Raw genomic sequence first — 20619 nt, forward strand, 5'->3', positions numbered from 1 at the left:
GTCGTCGCACCGGTCCGGCGGGTGCGCGGGACCCGCACACCACCTGCACGTCTCAGGCCAGCCCGGTCCGCTCGGCCACGAACCGCAGCTGCTCCACGGTCAGCCCGATCGTGCGGGACAGCGCCCGCCCACCGTGCCCGACGCCCTTCTCCCGCCGGACCAGCACCGGCGCCTCCTCGATCGTCGCCGAGGTCGCCGCCTGCATCGCGGCGGCGAGCTTGCGGGCGTGCAGCGGGTCGACGCGGGTGTCGCCGTCGAAGATCGTGAACAGCGTCGCCGGGTACGCGGTGCCCTCGTGCACGTGGTGGTAGGGCGAGTAGTCGAGCAGCCAGTCGAGCTGACGGGCGTCGTCGGCGTCGCCGTACTCGTCGGTCCACGTGACGCCGAGGCCGAACCGCTGGTAGCGGACCATGTCGAGCAGCGGCGCGGAGCAGACCACGGCCGCCCAGGTCTGCGGGCTGCGGGTCAGCGCGGCGCCGACCAGCAGGCCGCCGTTGGAGCCGCCCCAGCAGGCGAGCCGGTCGGTGGTGGTCCACCCCTCGGCCACCAGCAGGTCGGCCACCGCCTGGAAGTCCTCGAACACCCGCTGCTTGTGCGCCCGGCGCCCGGCGCGGTGCCAGGCCTCGCCCTCCTCGCCGCCGCCGCGCAGGTTCGCCACCGCGTAGACGCCGCCGGCCTCGACCCAGGCCAGGGTGGTCGCCGAGTACGCGGGGTCGAGGGAGATCTGGAAGCCGCCGTAGCCGTACAGGATCGTCGGCGCGGGAGCGGTGGGGCGGCCCTCGGCGTCCACGAGGTCGGCGCGGGCGACCACGAACGCCCGGATCGGGGTGCCGTCGGCGCTGGTGGCGACGACCTGCCGCACCCGCACCTCGGGCAGGTCGGCGACCAGCCCGGGCGGCGCGGCCCAGACCTCGGTGACCTGCCGCTCGGCGTCGTGGCGGTGCACGGTGGAGACCGTGGTGTGGTCGGTGTAGGTGAACCAGATCTCCGGTCCGCCCTCGGGACGCGTGGCCAGCCCGCCGATCGATCCCAGACCCGGCAGGTCGACGGTGCCGGTGCGCTCGCCGGTGACCGGGTCGTGCACGGTGAGCTCGCTGACCGCGTGCCGCCGCCAGGAGACGAGCAGCCGGCGCGGGGCGGTGGCGTCGCCGCCGTCGTCGGTGAGCGCGACGTCCTCCAGCACCGCCTCCGGGTCCTCGGCCAGCAGCGGGCGCCAGTGCGGGACCCCCGGCTCGGTGGGGTCGGCCACCGCGAGGCGTGCCCGGTCCGCGTCCAGGGTGGTGTGCAGGTACAGGCGTCCGTCGCGGCCCACCCAGGCGCCGGTCTGCGCGTCGATCCCGACGTGGATCTCCCGGAACGCCGGCACCTCGCCCGGTGCGGTGGCGGTGAGGTCGGCGATCCACACGTCGTTGCGCGGGGCGGTGCCGGCCGCCGCCGAGGCGATCAGCCAGCGTCCGTCGCGGGACACCGAGACGCCGTAGTAGTTGGTCATGTCCAGGCCGGCGCCCAGGATCTCGACGTCGGTGGCCGGGTCGGTGCCCACCACGTGGCGCCACACCCGCCGGTGGTACTGCCGCTCGTCCTCGGGCAGCAGCTCGGGGGCCAGCCGCCGCACGTAGAAGAAGGCCTCGCCGCCCGGCTCCCACGCCACCGGCGAGTACCGGGCGCGATCGATCGGACCGTCCACGGCGGCGCCGGTCGCGACGTCGATCACGTGCAGCACGCTCTCCTCGGTGCCGCCGTGCGACACCTGGTAGGCGAGCAGGTCGCCCTCCTTGCTCGGCTGCCAGGCGTCCAGCGTGGTGGTGCCGACCGGGTCGATCGCGATCGGGTCGACCAGCACGCGCTCGCGCTCGGCGCCGGGGACGTCGGGATCGGGCTCGGCCACCACGACCACCGCGTGCTCCTGCTCACCGGTGCGCCGGGAGAAGAACCGCCGGTCCCCGCGCCACGCCGGGGTGCCGACGAAGCCCGCCCCCAGCAGCGCCTGCAACCGGGCGGTCAGCGGGCCGGTCCCCAGCGGTCCGTCGGCGTCGATCGCGGCGTCCAGCCGGTCGCGGTGCGCGGCGTACAGCGCGTCCTGCGCGGTGGACCACTCCTCGGTCACCGGGTCGGCGGCGTCCTCCAGCCAGCGGTACGGATCGGCGACCTGACGGCCGTGCAGGTCCTCGACCAGGTCCAGGCGGCGGGCGGCGGGGTAGGAGGTCATGGTCAGCACCCTACGGCGCGCTCTCCCGCCGGCCGGTGCTCGCTCTGGCAGGATCGGCACGTGGCTGACGACGGCACCCCGAGCCCGGCACTGGTCGCGCTGGCGCGCGCGCACGGCGTGGCGCACGAGTTCGACGGGTTCCACGGCGAACGACGGCAGGCGGGCACCGGCACGCTGATCGGCGTGCTCGGCGCCCTGGGCGTGGACGCCTCCTCCCCGGAACGGGTCGAGGTGGCGCTGCGCCAGGCCGAGACCGCGCCCTGGCGGCAGGTGCTGCCCCCGGTGGTGGTGCTGCGGCAGTCGCAGCAGGTGCAGGTGCCGGTGCACGTCACCCACGGCGACCCGGTGCAGGCCTGGCTGGTGATCGGTGCGGGCGAGGCGGTGGCCGCCGCCGGTGCCGCGACCGCCACGGCGGGGCCCGGCGGCACGGTCGAGCTGGAGCAGGCCGACGTCTACACCGAGCCGCGCAGCGTCGACGGGCGGCTGGTCGGCCGCGCCACCTTCACGATCCCGGCGGATCTGCCGCTCGGCTGGCACGTGCTGCGCACCAGCGGTCCCTCCGGCGACGCCGCCTGCCCGGTGGCCGTCACCCCGGACCGCCTGGAGCTGCCGGAGGCGCTGACCGACTCCTCCGCGTGGGGGCTGATGGTCCAGCTGTACTCGGTGCGCTCGCGGGCGTCCTGGGGCGTGGGCGACCTGCGCGACCTGGCCGACCTCGCCTGGCTGTCCGCGCACGAGGCCGGTGCGGGCTTCGTGCTGGTCAACCCGCTGCACGCCGCGGAGCCGGTGCCGCCGCTCACCCCCTCGCCCTACCTGCCGACCACCCGCCGGTTCGTCAACCCGCTCTACCTGCGGGTCGAGGACGTCGACGAGACCGCCTACCTGTCGTCCGCGGACCGCGCGCTGGTGGAGTGGGCCGCCGAGCGCGCCCTCGCGCTGGACACCGACGACGGGCCGATCGACCGGGACGTCGCCTGGGAGGCCAAGCGCGCCGCCCTGGACGTCGTCTTCGCCGCCCCGCGCTCGGCCGCCCGCCAGGCCGACCTCGACGCGTTCCGCCGTCGCGAGGGCCGCGGCCTGGAGGACTTCGCGCTGTGGTGCGCGCTGGTGGAGCGGGACGGTCCGCCGCCGTGGGACGCCGACCTGCGCGACCCGGCCGCCCCGGGCGCGCTGCGTGCCCGCACCGAGCTGGCGCACCGGGTGGAGTTCTACTGCTGGTTGCAGTGGCTGTGCGACCAGCAGCTCGCCACCGCCCAGCGGCGGGCCCGCGAGGGCGGCATGTCCGTCGGCGTGGTGCACGACCTGGCCGTCGGCGTGCACCCGGACGGCGCCGACGTGTGGTCCCTCGGCGCCGTGCTCGCCCGCGGGGCGTCGGTGGGCGCGCCGCCGGACATGTACAACCAGCAGGGCCAGGACTGGTCGCAGCCGCCGTGGCACCCCGCCGAGCTGGCCCGCGTCGCGTACCGCCCGTACCGGGACCTGCTGCGCACGGTGCTGCGGCACGCGGGGGCGGTGCGGATCGACCACATCATCGGCCTGTTCCGGCTCTGGTGGATCCCGCAGGGCGCCCCTGCCGACGCGGGCACCTACGTGCGCTACGACCACGAGGCGATGATCGGCATCCTCGCCCTGGAGGCGCACCGCGCCGGCGCCCTCGTGATCGGCGAAGACCTGGGCAACGTCGAGCCGTGGGTCCGCGACCACCTGATCGAGCGCGGGGTGCTCGGCACCTCGGTGCTCTGGTTCGAGAAGGACGAGCAGGGCCGGCCGCTGGCGCCCGAGCGGTACCGCCGCCTGGCGCTGTCCACCGTCACCACCCACGACCTGCCGCCCACGGCGGGCTACCTGGCCGAGGAGCACGTCGCGCTGCGCGAGCGCCTCGGGCTGCTCACCCAGCCGGTGGCCGAGGTGCGCCGGGCCGCGCGGGAGGAGCGTGCCGACATGCTCGCCGCCCTGCGCCAGCGGGGTCTGGTCGGCGCCGACCCCTCCGAGCGGGAGGTCGTCGAGGCGCTGCACCGCTACGTGCTGCGGACGCCCTCGGTGCTGGTCGGGGTGTCGTTGGCCGACGCCGTGGGGGAGCGGCGCGCGCAGAACCAGCCCGGGACGGACACCGAGTACCCCAACTGGAAGGTCCCGCTGGCCGACGGCGCCGGCCGCCTGGTGCTGCTGGACGACCTGCTCACCAACCCCCGCTGGCACTCCCTGGTGGACGTGCTGCGGGCCTGACCGCCAGGCTCAGCTCCCCACCCCGCACATCCCCCCGACGAGGTCGGTGGTTCAGCACGAGGTCGGTGGTTGCGCGCCGCATGATCGCGCGCGAACCACCGACCTCGTGGCCGGGCAGGTGAGCCGGGGGCTCAGAGCTGGTGGTAGCTCCGGTCCGCCTGCTGGGCCGCCAGGGTGCGGCGGACGCCGTCGCGGGCCTCGATCACCAGGCGGCGCAGCGCGGGGGCGGCCTCCGTGTGCTCGGCGAGCCACGCGTCGGTGACCGCCGCGACGTCGACCGTCTCGTCGTCGGCGAGCTCCGTCGGGTACAGGCCGACCACGATGTTCTGCGCCATCTCGTTGGTGCGGTCCGCCCACACCTGCTCCAGCGCGTCGAAGTACGGCGCGACGTACGGGCGCAGCAGGGCGCGGTCGTGCACCCGGCCGAAGCCGTTGATCGTCGCGGCCTGCAGCGCGTTCGGCAGGTCGCCCGACTCGACCACGGCGGCCCACGCGGCGGCCTTGGCCTCCGCGGTGGGGATCGCGGCGCGCGCGGCGGCGGCGGCTCGCTGGCCGGTGGCCGTCGGGTCGGCCTCGAGCTGGGCGTCGATCTGCTCCGCGCCTGCGCGGCAGCCGGTGACCAGCGAGGTCAGCAGCTCCCAGCGCAGGTCGGTGTCGATGCTCAGACCCTCCAGGCGGGTGCCGCCGTCCAGCAGGGCGGCCACCGCGTCGAGCTGCTCCGGGGTCGAGGCACGGGCGGCGAACGCCTTGACCAGCTGGAGCTGGGTGTCGCTGCCGGCGGCCGCATCGGTCGCCAGCGTCCACAGCCGGTCGGCCGCGGCGACCTCGGTGGCGGTGCGGTGCTCCGCGGCCACGTACAGGTCGAGCGCGGTGGCGAGCTGGCGCAGCAGCACCAGGACCACCGAGGAGTCGGTCTCGTGCGCGATGTTGCCGAGCAGCAGGTCCACGTAGTCGCGGGCCGGGGTCTCGCCGTCGCGGGTGGCGTCCCAGGTGGCGGCCCACACCATCGTGCGGGGCAGCGAGGCGGTGAAGTGTGCCAGGTGGGCGACCGCGGTGGCGAGCGAGCGCTCGTCCAGGCGGACCTTGGCGTAGGCCAGGTCGTCGTCGTTCAGCAGCAGCAGGTCCGGGCGGCGCTCGCCGACCAGCGCGGGCACCTCGGTGCGGGCGCCGTCCACGTCGAGCTCGGTGCGGCTGGTGCGGACCAGCACGCCGTCCACCACGTCGTAGCCGCCGATCACCAGGCGGTGCGGCCGCTGCACCGGGTGCGTCTCCGGCACCTCCTGGAGCACGGCGAGGCCGGTGATCCGCTCCACGCCGTCGGCGTCGGGGGCCGAGGTGATCTCCGGGCGGAGCAGGGTCACGCCGGACTGCTCCAGCCAGAGCGCCGACCACGCCGACAGGTCGCGGCCGGAGGTGGCCTCCAGCTCGGTCAGCAGGTCGCGCAGCTCGGTGTTGCCCCACGCGTGCTTGGCGAAGTACTGCCGGACGCCGGCGAAGAACTGCTCCTGGCCCACCCAGGCGACGAGCTGCTTGAGCACGCTCGCGCCCTTGGCGTAGGTGATGCCGTCGAAGTTGACCTCGACGTCCTCCAGGTCACGGATGTCCGCGGCGATCGGGTGCGTGGAGGGCAGCTGGTCCTGACGGTAGGCCCAGCCCTTCTCCAGCGAGGAGAACGTCGTCCAGGCGGAGGTCCAGCGGGTCGCCTCGGCGGTGGCCAGCGTGGAGGCGAACTCCGCGAAGGACTCGTTCAGCCACAGGTCGTCCCACCAGCGCATGGTCACCAGGTCGCCGAACCACATGTGCGCCAGCTCGTGCAGGATCGTCACCGCACGACGCTCGACCGTGGCCTCGGGCACCTTGGAGCGGAAGACGTAGTTCTCCAGGAACGTGACCGCCCCGGCGTTCTCCATCGCGCCCGCGTTGAACTCCGGCACGAAGAGCTGGTCGTACTTGGCGAACGGGTACGGGAAGTCGAAGGACTCCTCGTAGAACGCGAAGCCGGCCCGGGTGATGTCCAGGATGTTCTCGGTGTCCAGGTGCTCGGCCAGCGAGGAGCGGCAGTACACGCCCAGCGGGATCGTGCGGCCGTCGCTGCTGGTCAGCTCGCCGTGCTCGTGGTGGTACGGACCTGCCACGACCGCGGTGATGTAGGACGAGATCCGCGGGGTCGGCTCGAAGGTCCACGTCGCCGTGCCCTTCTCGGCGCCGCCGTTGCGGTTCACGCCGCCCTCGACCGGCGTCGGCTCGCCCGCCTGCGGGGAGTTCGACACGACCACCCAGTGCGCCGGGGCGGTCACGGTGAAGGAGAAGGTCGCCTTGAGGTCGGGCTGCTCGAACACCGCGAACACGCGGCGGGAGTCGGCGACCTCGAACTGCGAGTACAGGTACACCTCGTCGTCCACCGGGTCGACGAACCGGTGCAGGCCCTCGCCGGTGTTCATGTACGCGCAGTCGGCGACCACCAGCAGCTCGTTGCGCTCGGCCAGGCCGTCCAGGCGGATCCGGGAGTCCGCGACCACGTCGGCCACGTCCAGGTCGACGCCGTTCAGCACCACCCGGTGCACGGTGGGGGCGATCAGGTCCACGAACGTGCCGGCACCGGCCTCGCGGGCGGTGAACCGGACGGTCGTCGTGGACGTGAACGTCTCCGGACCGGTGGTCAGGTCGAGCGCGACGTCGTACTGCTCGACGGCGACCAGCCCGGCGCGGGCACGGGCCTCGTCACGGGTCAGGTTCTCAGCGGGCACGCGGTGTTCTCCTCGCAAGATCGGGTCGTGGACCGTCCGGCATCATTGCACCGAACTGCGGTCCTGTGCGCCGCCGGAGGTGACAGAGACCCGGGGTCGCGGGGCATGATGGCGGACGCGACCCCCTCTCGCGGGGTGCGCGTGTGCCCGCAGCCGCCGCTGGAAGGACCCCCACCCGTGACCGTCGACCCCTCGACCGCACCCGCCCGCGACACCGCCGACTTCTGGTTCGACCCCGCCTGCCCGTGGGCGTGGATGACCTCGCGGTGGATGGACGAGGTGCAGCGCGTCCGGGACGTCGACGTGCGGTGGCACGTGATGAGCCTGTCGGTGCTCAACGAGGGGCGTGACCTGCCCGAGGAGTACCGCACGCTGATGGACGACTCCTGGGGCGCGGTCCGGGTGCTGATCGCCGCGCAGGAGCTCTACGGCGCCGAGCACCTCAAGCCGCTGTACGACGCCCTGGGCACCCGGCGGCACCCCGGCGGCCGCAAGGACACCGCGGCGATCATCCGCGAGTCGCTCGCCGAGGCCGGCCTGCCCGACTCGCTGGCCGCCTACGCCGACACCGACGAGTTCGACACCCAGCTGCGCGCCTCGCACGCCGAGGCCATCGCGCTGGTCGGCGACGAGGTCGGCACCCCGGTCGTCGCCGTCAACGGCACCGCGTTCTTCGGCCCCGTGATGACCCCCGCGCCGAAGGGCGAGGACGCCGGTCGGCTGTGGGACGGGTTCGTGCTGGTCACCGGCGTGCCCGGCTTCTACGAGATCAAGCGCACGCGCACCGCGGGCCCGGACTTCGGGTGACCGCCGCGGGGCGGGGCGTCTGCCGGTCGAGGATGACGGAGGGGATCACATGTCAGGGCTGAGCCGTGGGATCAAGATCTTCCTGGGCGTGGACGCCGTGCTCGTGCTCGCGCTGGTCATCGCGGCGGCGATCGTGCTCAGCGGCGGCGACTCCGGCGACGACACCGCGGGGGACCGGTCGCCGGCCGCGACCTCCGCCACCGGCGGGTCGAGCCCGTCGGGCACGTCGGACGCGTCCTCGCCGCAGGCCACCTCCGCCGACGTGTCCACCTTCGCGTCGCCCAGCGGCAACATCGCCTGCACCATGTCCGCCGACGGCGTGACCTGCACGATCGCGCACATCACCTTCGCGCCGCCCGCCGTCGAGGGCTGCACCGGGTCGACCGGGCACATGGTCGTGCTGAACACCGACGGCGTCACCGTGCCCTGCGTCGAGGGCGCCGACCCCGCCGTCGCCTCCGCCGACGTGACCGTGCTCGACTACGGGCGCTCGCAGCAGGTCGACGGCTACACCTGCACCAGCGCCACCAACGGGATGACCTGCGTGGTGGAGGAGTCCGGCGTCGGGTTCCGGGTGGCGACGGCGGAGCTCGTCACGCTGCCCTGAGGCGCTCGACCTGATCGCGTCCCGACGGGGGTCGGGGAACGACCGATCTGCTGCCGGTGATCCAGCATGATGGCCCTCATGAGCGAACCGACACCCAAGGGGACGGTGCTGGTGAAGCGGCACCCGGTGGTGCTGAGCGTCGTGCCGACGGCCGCGGACACCTGGACCTTCCCGCGTGAGGCCGTCGAGGACGTGCGGCCCCGGCCGCGGCGGGTGGTGACCGGTCTCGTCCTCGGTCTGCTGCTCGGTGCGCTGCTGCTGCCCGCGGCGTCGGCCGTCCGGATCCCGGGGCTCGATCTCGGCACGTCCCGTCTGGTCGGCTTCGGCCTGGCGCTGGTCCCCGCGATGCTGATCCACCTGCGGGGCCATCCGGTCGGCCTCCTGCTGGGCGCGGTCATCGGAGCGGTCGGCGCTGCGGTGACCGGCGGCGGGGTGCCGGCCGTGGGGACGGCGCTGCTCTTCGCCGTGCCGGCGTGGCCGTCCTGGGCGGGCTACCGCGCGCGCGAGCAGTGGTGGCCGTCGCTGGCACGGCTGCTGGACGAGCACCGTCGGGCGGAGGGACGCGTGGTCGCGCTGCGGCTGATGGCCGACTACCCGCACCGGCTCCGCATCACGGTGACCACCCCGGACGTGCCGGACCGCTCCTGGTGGCTCGACGTGCAGGCGAGCACGCAGGTCCAGCTCGCGGTCGGGGACCCGGTCGCCGTGTGGTTCTGCCCGTCGGAACCTGCCGCCGCGGTGCTCTGCGTGTCCGAGGACGCGGTGAGCCTGGCGGCCTGGCTCGCGCACCCGGGCGGCGTGGACCCGACGGGCTGAGCCCGGCGCGAGGGGTGCACCGCACACCACCTACGCAGGCGGTACTCAGACGCGCCTCACACCACTCAACTTCCCGCTGAGGGATGGTGCGGTCGCGTGGCGGCCGGGCACGGTGGTCGCACGGCAGGGCTTTCCAGCCCGAGCGGTCGTGAACGTTTCTGAGGAAGGCGTGGAAGTGCGGAGGATGGCGTCCCTGGTGCAGATCGGTGCGGTCGTGCTGCTCGTCGGGTGCTCGCCCGGGCAGGGACCTGCTCCTGCTCCGGAGGGCACGGCTCAGTACACCGGGCCGTGGGCGGACACCTTCGCCGCATGGGCGGCGATGACGGACGTCCCCTTCGGGCTCGCCGTGTTCAGCGACTCGACGATCACCCCAGCAGAACGCGCGGAGGGACTGGCCCTCGTCACCGAGTGCTACGAGTCGCGCGGGTACACGGTGGAGTACGACCAGTTCGGCTACGAGACGGTGACGAGCACGGGTGGCACGCAGGACACGGCCGAGGTCATGGGTGAGTGCGCCTTCGCGGACGGCGGGGTGGTGGCGCTCTCGGACATCATCGCCGTCAACCCGAACAACGACGACATGCTCGCGCTGGCGGCGGAGTGCCTCGTCCGGGAGGGGATCGTGGAACCCGGCTACACCCGTCACGACCTCGAGGCGGCCGACGGCGTCCCGGGGGGAGGGCCGGGGACCGTGGGCGAGCGCTGCCTGCGGGATCCGCTGGGGCTGCTGACGGGGTCGTCCTAGCCCACCTACCCGGTTCCCCCCGGACATACTCAGATTCGCTCCCGCGCTACTCAACTTCCTGATCAGGGGTGGTGCGGGCGCCCGCGACCGGGACACGGTGGGCGCACGGCGGGACGTCCTCGCCGTCGGTGGACGACACGTCGTCCCCGGGATGCGGACGAAAGAGTCCCCATGCGATCGGTCTCGGCAGGCAAGCTCAGGTCCAGGGCGGTCGCCGCTGTCGTCGGGGCGTCGGCCCTGCTCATCGGTGCGGGGGTGGGTGCCTCGGCGCTGAGCACGGGCACGCTGACCGCGCGGCGCGACGGCGCGATCGTCACGAGTGGCAGCGCCAGCGTCTTCCGCGGCTACTCCGGCGTCGCCGGCGGCAACATCCACTCGGCCGACTTCACGGTGCGCGACCGGAGAGCGGACGGAAAGGCGTCGTACGGCGAGCTGGTCGGGCTGCACCAGCAGAACGTCTGGCGCGGCTATCCCGGCGGCAAGTGGTTGCTTGTGCCGACCACGGTCTCCGATGGCTCGACCCAGACGTCGCGTACCGAGGGGACCATCAGCACCGGCGTGATGATCCGGGCGTCGGCGGACAACACCGGGGTGTGGACGACGACGGCGCGGGTGTGCCTCGACGTGCACTTCGCCCCCGACTCCTGCGCGAGCAAGACCTTCTGATGGTCACCACGCTTCGGGCCGACGGTCTGGCGCGTGCGTACCGTGGAATCGACGCCCTCGCACCCTTGGATCTGACCTGGGGTCCGGGGGTGCACGGTGTGCTCGGGCCCAACGGAGCCGGCAAGACCACGCTGCTCCGGATGCTGGCGGGCGTCCTGGTCCCGACCAGCGGTCGCCTGCTGGTCAGGGGCGCCGAGGTCCGGTCGTCACGGCAGCGCGCCGCCTATCGGCACGAGGTCGGCCTGCTGCCCCAGGAGCCCGGGTGGCCCGGCGAGTTCACCGCGGCCGAGCTGGCCGGGTATGTCGGCGTGCTCCGCGGCCTCGGACGGCGACGTGCGACAGTGCGGGCGCGGGAGGTGCTGGACGAGGTCGGGCTCGGTGACCGGCGGGACGTGCAGATCCGGCGGATGTCCGGCGGCGAGCGGCGGCGCGCATTCCTGGCGCAGGCCCTCGTGCACGACCCCTCCGTCGTGATCCTCGACGAGCCGACCTCCGGGCTCGACCCGGTGCAGCGCCTGCGCGTCCGGCACCTGCTCGGCGACCTCGCCGCGCACCGGACGGTGCTGCTGTCGACCCACCTGGTCGAGGACGTCGTGCGCACCGCGGACACGTTGCTGGTCCTCGATTCCGGCCACGCGGTGTGGTCGGGGAGCCCGACGGACCTCGTGCGGCGCCGCGGCGGCGGTGACGCCCCGGACGGGGCCGACGAGGCGGTCGCCGCCGAGTCCTCTGCCGAGTCGGCCCTGCTCGATCTGCTCGCGGGCGCTGTCGCCCGCGAACGCACGGACCCGGGCGAGGGCGGGCGATGAGGCGGTTCTGGCCGGTCGCATTGGTCGCAGTCGGTCTCGGGCTGGTCCTCCTACTGACTCCCGACAGACCTGTTCTCCGCAGCGGACTCTGGGCGGTGGACGCCGCGACGACCCAGGTGATCATCCTCTGGCCGGTGATCGTCGGACTCGCCGCCGCGGACGCCGTGCGGCTCCGGCGGACCGGAGCGCTCGATCTGCTCGCGGTGGCACCCGTCGCGTCCAGGGTCCGGCTGCTGGTCGGCCGGTCGCTCGGCCTCGCGGCATGGGCCTCGATCGGCATCGTCGCGTGCGCCGTGCTGGGCGTGGTCCTCGCGCGGGTGCACGGGTCGACGGTCCCCTGGAGGCAGCCGGCCGCATGGTTCCCGCTCGTGCTCGCGATCATCGGCCTGCTCGCCGCGGCCGTCCTCGGCACCGCGCTGGCCTGCCTTCCTGCGCACAGGAGATCGTGGTCGCTGCCTCCGCTGGCCGCGGCGCTCACGTACGCCTTCCTGATCTTCGACCACGGGATCGCGCCGGGACTGCTCGCGTTCACCGGGGCCACCGGGACATCGGTGGTGGTGCTGGACTTCGTGCCGGCCGCGGTCGGGTGGCAGCTCGGACTCTTCGTCATGGTGATCGCCCTCATGACGGTCTTGGTGGCGGTCGCGACCGGTGCGGGGCGCGCCGCTCGGGTGTGCCTGGTCGTCCTTGTCGTGGCGCTGGTGCCGGTGGAGCAGCAACGATCTGCGGCGGTGACCTCCGGCATGTTCACGCTCGCGGACGTCTCGACCTGGCCGTGCGAGCACGTCTCGGCACGCTCGCAGGTGTGCCTTCCGCGCGATCAGCAGCACACCCTTGCCGGCCTCGCGGAGTCGATACGCCCGCTGGACGCCCGGCTGCGGGAGCTCGCCCCCGAGACGGCTGCGGTCCGCTACGGCCCGGTGTCCGCCGCCCCCGAGCCTCTCCCGGGTTGGCTCGACGTCCGTGCGCCGATCTCGAGCGACGAAGGCGGCGGGCTCGCGACCGACCTCGCGAGCGGACTCGCCGGCTGCTCCGTCCCCGAGGAGGCACCCGAGTGGTCCGAGGCCGATCACGCGGCCTACGTGCGCGCCCTGGTCGCGGTGACGCGCTACCTCGACCCGGAGTTCGACGTCGGCCCGATGACGTCGACCTGGTCGTGGAGCGGTGACGGTCGACCGCTCGACCTACGGCCGACGCTCCCGGAGGCGCAGGCGGCGCTGGTCGACCTGCGCACCTGTCGAGGATGCTGGTGAGCCTCGCACCGCTGCCGGTGCTGTTCGCACGGTCGCGCGGCGGGTTCGTGCCGCCTGCCGTGGTCGTCGTCGCGAGCGTGCTCGTCGTCGGGTGGGCCCCGGTGGGACTGCGTCGTGTGCCGCTGATGGACCACGTCGCCCTGGTCGCCCTCGGCGTGTCCGCGGTGCTGCCGGCCTTCGGCTGCCTTCGCGGCCTCGGCGCCCCAGGCCCGGAGATCGAGCGCCCGGTGGCGGGGTGGCGCCTGGTGGCGTGCCGGCTCGCCTGGACGCTGCTGCTGTCGGCGCTGGTGGTCGTCACCGGTGTCACGGTGGCGGTCGCGCGTGGGCTCGGCCTGGACGGGGCGGTGCTGGTCGCCCGCAACGGGATCATCGGGACCGGCATCGTGCTGGTCTGCGCCGTGCTGCTGCGCCCGGCGCTCGCCTGGGTCCCGCTGTCGCTCTTCGCCCTGGCCGGCTGGATCTTCGGCACCACCGATCTCGCCGGCACGGCGCGCTGGTGGGCGGTGCTCAGCCACACGCCGGACAGCAGGTCCGCCGCGGTGGTCGCGGTGCTGCTGTGGTGCGGTGGGTGCGCGCTCTACGTCACCCGGGATGCACGCGCCGGGTGAGCGCGCGCCCTCCGCCGTCGGCAGGATCGGCCCCGGGATCGGGCGTCGTCCAGCAGAATGCGTCCGTGCCGATCTCCGTCGTCGTCCGTGACGAGCGCCATCACGACCTCGCGCGCCTGGAGGACGCGCTCGTCACCCTGCCGATGCCGCCGGTGACCGTCACCGCGGACCTGCTGCGGCTGGGGCGATCGGCGGGCTTCCCGCTGCTGGCGCACGTCGAGCCCCACGGCAGCACCTGCTTCAACCGTGCCCAGTCGGCTGCGGTGGTCGCCGAGCTCGACGCGTGGCACCGGGCCGCGCCGTCCGAGGGGTCGCGGACGCTGCTGGCGGGGATCAGGGTCCTGGTCGCCGGGCACATGGCGCGGCCGCACCGCTACCTCTGGTTCGTCGGCGACTGAGCCCCGGGCAGCACCCGCCGGACGCACGACGCCCCGGCCGCCACCCCACGGGCAGCGACCGGGGCGGGCGTCACGGCGTCACCAGATGCGCACGCGCTCCTCCGGCGCGAGGTACAGGCCGTCGCCGGGCTGCACGTCGAACGCCTCGGCGAACTCGTCGATGTTGCGCACCACCGCGTTGCAGCGGACCTCGTCGGGGGAGTGCGGGTCGACGGCGAGCCGGCGGATCACCTCTTCGTCGCGGCCCTTGGCACGCCAGACCTGCGCCCAGCCGAGCAGCACGCGCTGCACGCCGGTCAGGCCGTCGATCACCGGCGCCTGGTCGAGCGGGGTGCCCAGTGCGATCCGGTAGGCCTTGAGCGCGATCGACAGGCCGCCGAGGTCGCCGATGTTCTCGCCGATGGTGAGGGCGCCGTTGACGTGGTGCGAGCCGTCGAGCTGCGCGGGGCTGAAGCCGTCGTACTGCGCGATCAGCGCGGAGGTGCGCTTCTCGAACTCGGTGCGGTCGGCCTCGGTCCACCAGTCCTCCAGGCGGCCCTGGCCGTCGTACTTGGAGCCCTGGTCGTCGAAGCCGTGGCCGATCTCGTGGCCGATCACAGCGCCGATCCCGCCGTAGGAGACCGCGTCGTCGGCGTCGGCGTCGAAGAACGGCGGCTGGAGGATCGCCGCGGGGAAGACGATCTCGTTCATGCCGGGGTTGTAGTACGCGTTCACGGTCTGCGGGGTCATGAACCACTCGTCGCGGTCGATCGGCCGGCCGATCTTGTGCAGCTCGTGGTCCTGCTCGAAGGCGGAGGCGCGTCGGACGTTGCCGAGCAGGTCGTCGGCGCGGACCTCGAGGGCGGAGTACTCGCGCCACTTCACCGGGTAGCCGATCTTCGGGGTGAAGGCGTCGAGCTTGGCGAGCGCCTTGGCGCGGGTCTCCTCGCCCATCCAGTCGAGGCCGCTGATCGACTCGCGGTAGGCCTCGACCAGGTGGCCGACCAGCACCTCCATGCGGTCCTTGTGCGCGGGCGGGAAGTGTCGGGCGACGTAGACCTCGCCGACGGCCTCGCCGAGCACGCCCTGCACCAGGGAGACGCCGCGCTTCCACCGGTCGCGCAGCTCCTGGGCGCCGGTGAGGGTGCGGCCGTGGAAGTCGAAGTTGGCCTCGACGACCTCGCTGCTGAGGAACGGTGCCCGCGCGGTGATCAGGTGGTAAGCCAGCCAGGCCTGCCAGTCGGCGGCGGGCTCGGACGCCCACAGGGCCGCGAAGGCGGTGGCGAAGGAGGGCTCGCGCACGACGAGCTGGTCGAGCGAGCCGGCGGGGGCGCCGAGGGCGTCGGCCCAGGCGGCCCAGTCGAAGCCGGGGGCGTCGGTGGCCAGCGCGGCCAGCGTGGTCGGGTTGTAGGTGCGGTCGGCGTCGCGGTCGGCGACGACGTCCCAGTGCCCGGCGGCGATCTTCGTCTCCAGCGCGAGCACCCGGCCGGCGGCCTCGCCGGCGGTCACGTCGTCGGCGGACCAGCCGCCGAGGCGCAGCATGCGGGCGACGTGCGGGCGGTAGGCGGCCAGCACCTCGGCGTACTGCTCGTCGCGGTAGTAGGACTCGTCGGGCAGGCCGAGGCCGGACTGCGTGAGGTAGACGACGTAGCGCTCCGGGTCCTTGGCGTCGTTGTCGACCCAGAAGCCGGTGGCGGAGACGGCGCCGGTGCGCTGGAGGTCGCCGAGCACGCGCGTGAGGGCGGCCGGGTCGCCGGCGGCGGCGATGGCGTCCAGCTCGGGGCGCAGCGGGGCGACCCCGGCGGCCTCGACGGCGTCGGTGTCCATGAAGGACGCGTAGAGCGCGCCGATCTGGGCCTGCACGCCGGTGGGCTCGGCCAGGTCGGCGGCCTCGGTGATGATGTCGCGGACCTGCTCCTCGGCCTGGTCGTGCAGCGCGCGGAAGGATCCGTCCATCGCCCGGTCGGCCGGGATCTCGTGGGAGGCGACCCAGCGGCCGTTGACGTGGGCGTACAGGTCGTCCTGCGGGCGGACGTCGGGGTCGAGGGCCGTGAGGTCGATGCCGCTGCGAGTCATGGGTGGAGGTGCGTCCCTTCCGGTGGTGCGCGGGCGGTGGCCCGGGGCGTCGGTGCGCGCCCGGAGCCAGCGTAGGCGTCGCCGCCCACCTCAGGCGGGTGCGACCTCCCCGCGCGGCCGGGACAGCGCGAACAGCATGGCGGGCAGCACCTCGGGGTCGGCGCCCGCGGTGCCCTCGGAGGTGATCGCGGGGACCGCCGAGGCGGCGTCCACGTAGACCGGCACGATCATGGCGACCAGCGCGGGGATCGGCACGACGGGCTCGCGGCCCAGCCGGTCCAGGGCGACGGCGAACATCGCGTGCAGGCGCTCCTGGGTCTGCCGGGTGTGCTCGGCCATCGGCGTGACGGCCGCGGGGTTGCGCAGCGAGTAGAGGCGGAACTCGGCGTTGATCAGCGCCCACTCCCGGTCGAGGGGGGCGAAGCGCTCGATCACCCCGGCGATGATGCGGCGCGGGTCGTCGGTGTCCTCGGGCGCCTCGGCGATCACCTGCTCGGCAGCGGCGATCATCAGGTCGTTCATGTCGGCGAAGACCGCGAAGAACAGCTCTTCCTTGGTGCGGAAGTTGGAGTAGACGGCGCCCTTGGTGAAGCCGGCGGCGTGGGCGACGTCGTCCACGGAGGCGCCGGCGAGGCCCTGCTCGGCGAACACCCGGCGTGCCGCGTCCAGCACCCGGCGGCGGGTGACCTCGCGGCGGGGGCTGCTCGGACGGGCGTCCTCGGTGTCCGGGTCGTGCGCGGGCGTCGGTCCGGTGGTCATGCGGCGGGGCTCCCTTCGGCGGCGGGGTCAGGCTACCGATCCCGGGGCGGATGCACCCTGCGGAGACGCACGGACGGATCCGCCCGTGACCTGGCGGGGCTGCGACGGGTCCGCGCGCCGGTCGGATCGGCACGCCGTCCGGGCCGATGGGGCACTATGGCCCCATGCGTATCCATGTCGCCGCCGACCACGCCGGATTCGAGCTCAAGGTCGCGCTCGTGGAGCATCTGCGTGCCGGTGGGCACGAGGTGGTCGACCACGGCGCCGAGGCCTACGACCCCCAGGACGACTACCCGGCGGTGTGCTTCGCCGCGGGGGAGGCCGTGGTGGCCGACCCGGGCAGCCTGGGCGTGGTGATCGGTGGCTCCGGCAACGGCGAGCAGATCGCGGCGAACAAGGTGACCGGCGTGCGTGCGGCGCTCGCCTGGAACCTGGACACCGCGCGGCTGGGCCGTCAGCACAACGACGCGAACGTGGTGGCGATCGGCGCCCGGCAGCACTCGGTGGACGAGGCGCTGGAGCTGGTGGATGCGTTCGTCGCCGAGCCGTTCAGCCAGGACCCGCGCCACCAGCGCCGGATCGACCAGCTCGCGGCGTACGAGGCGCAGCGTTCCTGAACCGGTTCTTTTTCTTGCGCGGACGTTCGCGCAGGGAAGCGCTTCGCTGAACCGCGTCAAGCGCGGGCGCGGCGACATTCGTCGGTGTCCGACTTCCGGGTAGCATCACCGCTCGGACGTGCCGGCTCCCGCCGCACGCCGGACGCAGGGCCGGAGGCAGCGTGAAGCGGGTCACGATGGCGGACGTCGCCGCGCGCGCGGGCGTCTCCAAGGCGACGGTGTCCTACGCGCTCAACGACCGGCCCGGTCTCGCCGCCTCGACGCGCGCGCGGGTGCTCGCCGCCGCCGAGGACCTGGGCTGGACCCCGAACGCCGCCGCCCGGGTGCTCTCCGGCGCCCGCACCGACACCGTCGGCCTGGTGCTGAACCGCCCGCCGGGCCTGGTCGGCATCGAGCCCTGCTACACCGGGTTCCTCCAGGGCGTCGAGGGCGAGCTGTCCCGGCACGCCGTGTCGCTGCTGATGAAGGTGGTGCCGGACCACGAGCAGGAGCAGCTGACCCTGCGCTCGTGGTGGAGCGGCGGCCGGGTGGACGGCGTGGTGCTGATCGACCTGCGCGTCGGCGACGACCGCCCCGCGCTGCTGGCCGAGGCCGGCATCCCCGCGGTCGGCGTCGGCGACCCCTCGGTGTCCGGCGGGATCCCGACCTCGTGGACCGACGACGCCGCCTCGGTGCACGACGTCGTGCACTACCTGGCCGCGCTCGGTCACCGACGGATCGCCCGGGTGGCCGACCGCGCGGTGCTGGTGCACTCGACGATCCGCACCCGCGCGTTCCACGAGGCCTGCGCCGCCGCCGGGGTCACCGAGACCGCCGTGGTGGAGTGCGGGGCCTCGCCCGCCGAGGGGGCGGCCGCCACGCGCGCGCTGCTCACCCGGCCGGACGCGCCGACCGCGCTGGTCTTCGACAACACTGTCACCGCCATGGCCGGCATCGCGGTGGCCGCCGAGATGGGGGTCGACGTTCCCGGTCGGCTGTCGGTGGTCGCCTGGGGCGAGGCGTCGCTGTGCGAGTACACGCACCCGACGCTGTCGGCGGTCGACCACGACCCGCTGGAGCAGGGCGCCCGCGCGGTGCGGATGCTGCTGGACATCGTGGCGGGCGGCGACGGCGGCGACGGTGCCGGTGGGGCGCCGGTGTTCGTGCCCCGGGGGAGCACCGCGCCGGTTCGCGCGGTCTGACCTGCGCGCTCTCTGACCTGCGCGCTCTGACCTGCGTGCTCTGACCCGCGCGCGGGCCTGCGTGCGCTGTGCGCTCGCGCCCGCGCTGTGTGCTTGTGCCCGCGGCTGTGCGCCGAGATTGCACGACATGCCGTGTGCGTGGCGAACGATGCGGCGTGTTGTGCAATCTCGGCGGGAGAAGGCGCTCGCGCGAGGCTCGGCGGGTGCGGAGCGCGCGTGCGGCGGGGTACGGGTGCGGCGTGCACACGAAGCTCGGGACGCAGGACGTGCGCGTGAGGCGTGAGGCATGCGCGGGAGTCCCGCGAGCACGTGCGTGCCCGCGCGTCTGATCGTCTGACCGGGCGTCTGAACGTCACCTCGGCCGGCCCGCGGCTCCCGGCGGCGCGCCCGCACGCGTCTGGGACCGTGGTCCCACATTCCTGCGCCGGTCGTCCCATCATTCCCGCCGCGCCCGCACCAATGCGCGGACGTATTTTCGCAACGCACGTGTGATGCAATTCGCACGCAGGACGTTTGTCCTTGGTGGACCGAGGACGATAGTCCCGTCTGAACCGGTTAATCAGCCATAGGTTCAGTGGCGTACTCCATCGGCGGTCGACGAGGATCACGAGGCCCGAGGAGCCGGCGCAGCCCTGCGCCCGGCTGCTCGACGCGGCGGTCCCGCGGCCTCGTGCGCGCTCCCAGGAAGGCGGGTCCTGCATGTCCTCGGCTCACCGTTCGCGTCCGCAGACGGCCCGCCCCCACCGGGCGTGGCTGATCCTCGTCGCCTGCTGCGCGCTGTTCGGCGCCAGCGTCGGGGTGATCGGCAACTCCGCCGGCATCTACCTGGTCCCGGTGTCCGAGGACATGGGCTGGTCGCTGGGCGACCTGAACTCGTACCTGACCTTCGTGGCGCTGTTCATGACCGCGTCGCTGCCGGTGGCGGGCTGGTTGCTGCCGCGCACGGGCATCCGGTTCATCCTGGCCGGGGCGGTGACGCTGGCGGCGGTGGTCTACGGCGCGAGCTCGCTGTTCACCGAGCTGGCCCACTGGTACGCGGGCGGGGCGCTGCTCGGCATCGCGTTCTCCTTCCTGTTCTACCTGCCGGTCCCGCTGCTGGTGAACAACTGGTTCACCAGGCGCAACGGGCTGGCGGTCGGCATCGCGGCGGCGTTCGCCAGCGTGGTCGCGGCGGTGGCGAACCCGGTCGGCAGCCGGCTGATCGAGGCGGTCGGCTGGCGCGAGACCCGCGTGATCATGGCGGTGGTCGCCTGGCTGATGGCTGTGCCGCTGGTGCTCGCCGTGGTGCGGCTGACCCCGGGCGAGCTCGGCCTGCGCCCCTACGGCGCGGACGACTCCGACGCACCCGCCGAGTCCTCCGAGCCGGCCGCGGCCGCCGCGCCGGCCCCCGCGCTGGGACGCGTGCTGCGCTCCGCTCCCTTCCTCGCCGTGCTGCTGCTGTCCGGGCTGCTGGCGATGACCGCCTCGATGCTCCAGCAGGTGCCGAGCGTGGCCGACTCGCAGGGGCTGTCGGCGACCACCGGCGCCACCGGCGTCTCGGCGATCATGGTCGGCGGCATCCTGGGCAAGCTCGCGCTGGGCTGGGTGTTCGACCGGCTCGGCATCCTGCCGACCACGCTGATCGCGGCCGCCTTCGGGGCGATCGGCTCGGTGGTGGTGATCGCCGCGGGCACGACCACGGCGGTGTTCCTGCTCGGCTGCTTCCTGTTCGGCGGCGCGTACGCCGGTCTGACCGTGATCCCGCCGCTGGCGGTCCGGCAGCTCTTCGGGACCGCGCGGTACAGCCGGATCTACTCCTTCGTCACCGTCGCGCTCGGGCTGTTCGCCGCCGTCGCGCCGGTGCTCTACGCCCGCATCCACGACGCCACCGGCACCTTCGACGGCGCGTGGTGGGTGTGCGTGGGCGCCTACGCGGTGGTCGGCCTGCTGATGGCGGTGGCCGTCCGCACCGCCCGCACCTCGCCGGCCCTGCGCACCACCACCCCCGACGCGCCGCTCGTCCCGGTGCCCTAGACCGCACCACCGAGCCGCACCCCTGATCCGCACGCACCCGCACGACCCCCCGACGCCCCCGCGCCGGACACCCCCGTCAGTCAGCACGACCAGCAAGGAGCAG

17 protein-coding genes are annotated in these 20619 nt (G+C 73.9%); 13 read left to right on the forward strand and 4 right to left on the reverse strand.

Going from position 1 to position 20619, the window contains the following annotated elements; translation table 11 throughout:
* Positions 1-52: 52 nt before the first annotated feature.
* Entirely contained in the window at positions 53-2209 is a 2157-nt protein-coding gene (locus ACZ5HG_RS06670) for a prolyl oligopeptidase family serine peptidase (protein WP_464181239.1), read from the reverse strand.
* A gap of 60 nt (positions 2210-2269) precedes the next feature.
* Here ACZ5HG_RS06670 and malQ point away from each other — a divergent pair, with 60 nt between their 5' ends.
* Positions 2270-4435: a 4-alpha-glucanotransferase gene (malQ, locus tag ACZ5HG_RS06675; RefSeq protein WP_464181240.1), complete on the forward strand. Its 2166-nt coding sequence runs from the start codon at positions 2270-2272 to the stop codon at positions 4433-4435.
* Between the two features lie 131 nt (positions 4436-4566).
* Here malQ and pepN read toward each other — a convergent pair whose 3' ends face one another.
* Positions 4567-7182 (reverse strand): aminopeptidase N, encoded by a 2616-nt coding sequence (gene pepN / locus ACZ5HG_RS06680; protein WP_464181241.1) that lies wholly within the window; start codon positions 7180-7182, stop codon positions 4567-4569.
* A 177-nt stretch (positions 7183-7359) separates the two neighbouring features.
* Here pepN and ACZ5HG_RS06685 point away from each other — a divergent pair, with 177 nt between their 5' ends.
* From ACZ5HG_RS06685 to ACZ5HG_RS06725, 9 genes are all read left to right on the forward strand, one after another.
* Positions 7360-7989, forward strand: a complete 630-nt coding sequence (locus tag ACZ5HG_RS06685; RefSeq protein ID WP_464181243.1) for a mycothiol-dependent nitroreductase Rv2466c family protein — start codon at positions 7360-7362, stop codon at positions 7987-7989.
* 49 nt (positions 7990-8038) lie between these two features.
* A complete protein-coding gene (locus ACZ5HG_RS06690) occupies positions 8039-8596 on the forward strand; it encodes a DUF6636 domain-containing protein (RefSeq protein WP_464181245.1) in 558 nt (185 codons plus the stop codon).
* Between the two features lie 78 nt (positions 8597-8674).
* The gene (locus ACZ5HG_RS06695; protein WP_464181246.1) at positions 8675-9412 is read left to right on the forward strand and encodes a hypothetical protein; all 738 of its coding nucleotides are present in this window, start codon (positions 8675-8677) and stop codon (positions 9410-9412) included.
* A 184-nt stretch (positions 9413-9596) separates the two neighbouring features.
* Positions 9597-10157: a hypothetical protein gene (locus ACZ5HG_RS06700; protein WP_464181248.1), complete on the forward strand. Its 561-nt coding sequence runs from the start codon at positions 9597-9599 to the stop codon at positions 10155-10157.
* A gap of 171 nt (positions 10158-10328) precedes the next feature.
* Positions 10329-10823 carry a hypothetical protein gene (locus tag ACZ5HG_RS06705; RefSeq protein WP_464181249.1) on the forward strand — a complete coding sequence of 165 codons (495 nt, stop codon included), beginning with the start codon at positions 10329-10331 and terminating at the stop codon, positions 10821-10823.
* A 98-nt stretch (positions 10824-10921) separates the two neighbouring features.
* Entirely contained in the window at positions 10922-11632 is a 711-nt protein-coding gene (locus ACZ5HG_RS06710) for an ABC transporter ATP-binding protein (RefSeq protein WP_464181250.1), read from the forward strand.
* A 95-nt stretch (positions 11633-11727) separates the two neighbouring features.
* The gene (locus ACZ5HG_RS06715) at positions 11728-12885 is read left to right on the forward strand and encodes a hypothetical protein (protein WP_464181251.1); all 1158 of its coding nucleotides are present in this window, start codon (positions 11728-11730) and stop codon (positions 12883-12885) included.
* On the forward strand, positions 12882-13493 hold the full coding sequence (locus ACZ5HG_RS06720; protein ID WP_464181253.1) for a hypothetical protein: 612 nt from the start codon (positions 12882-12884) through the stop codon (positions 13491-13493). The genes ACZ5HG_RS06715 and ACZ5HG_RS06720 overlap by 4 nt, the downstream gene beginning before the upstream one ends.
* Before the next feature lie 65 nt (positions 13494-13558).
* Positions 13559-13891: a hypothetical protein gene (locus ACZ5HG_RS06725; RefSeq protein ID WP_464181254.1), complete on the forward strand. Its 333-nt coding sequence runs from the start codon at positions 13559-13561 to the stop codon at positions 13889-13891.
* A 78-nt stretch (positions 13892-13969) separates the two neighbouring features.
* On the opposite strand, the gene ACZ5HG_RS06730 is transcribed toward ACZ5HG_RS06725, so the two are convergent.
* On the reverse strand, positions 13970-15946 hold the full coding sequence (locus ACZ5HG_RS06730; RefSeq protein WP_464181255.1) for a M13 family metallopeptidase: 1977 nt from the start codon (positions 15944-15946) through the stop codon (positions 13970-13972).
* Positions 15947-16036: 90 nt separating this feature from the next.
* On the reverse strand, positions 16037-16705 hold the full coding sequence (locus tag ACZ5HG_RS06735) for a TetR/AcrR family transcriptional regulator (protein ID WP_464181256.1): 669 nt from the start codon (positions 16703-16705) through the stop codon (positions 16037-16039).
* A gap of 164 nt (positions 16706-16869) precedes the next feature.
* Between ACZ5HG_RS06735 and ACZ5HG_RS06740 the strand changes: the two genes are divergently transcribed.
* From ACZ5HG_RS06740 to ACZ5HG_RS06750, 3 genes are all read left to right on the forward strand, one after another.
* Positions 16870-17322, forward strand: a complete 453-nt coding sequence (locus ACZ5HG_RS06740; protein ID WP_464181258.1) for a ribose-5-phosphate isomerase — start codon at positions 16870-16872, stop codon at positions 17320-17322.
* 161 nt (positions 17323-17483) lie between these two features.
* Positions 17484-18503 carry a LacI family DNA-binding transcriptional regulator gene (locus ACZ5HG_RS06745; protein WP_464181260.1) on the forward strand — a complete coding sequence of 340 codons (1020 nt, stop codon included), beginning with the start codon at positions 17484-17486 and terminating at the stop codon, positions 18501-18503.
* Between the two features lie 699 nt (positions 18504-19202).
* Positions 19203-20516, forward strand: a complete 1314-nt coding sequence (locus tag ACZ5HG_RS06750; RefSeq protein WP_464181262.1) for an MFS transporter — start codon at positions 19203-19205, stop codon at positions 20514-20516.
* Positions 20517-20619: the final 103 nt, after the last annotated feature.

It is taken from the genome of Cellulomonas sp. GTC20042 (assembly GCF_055389595.1).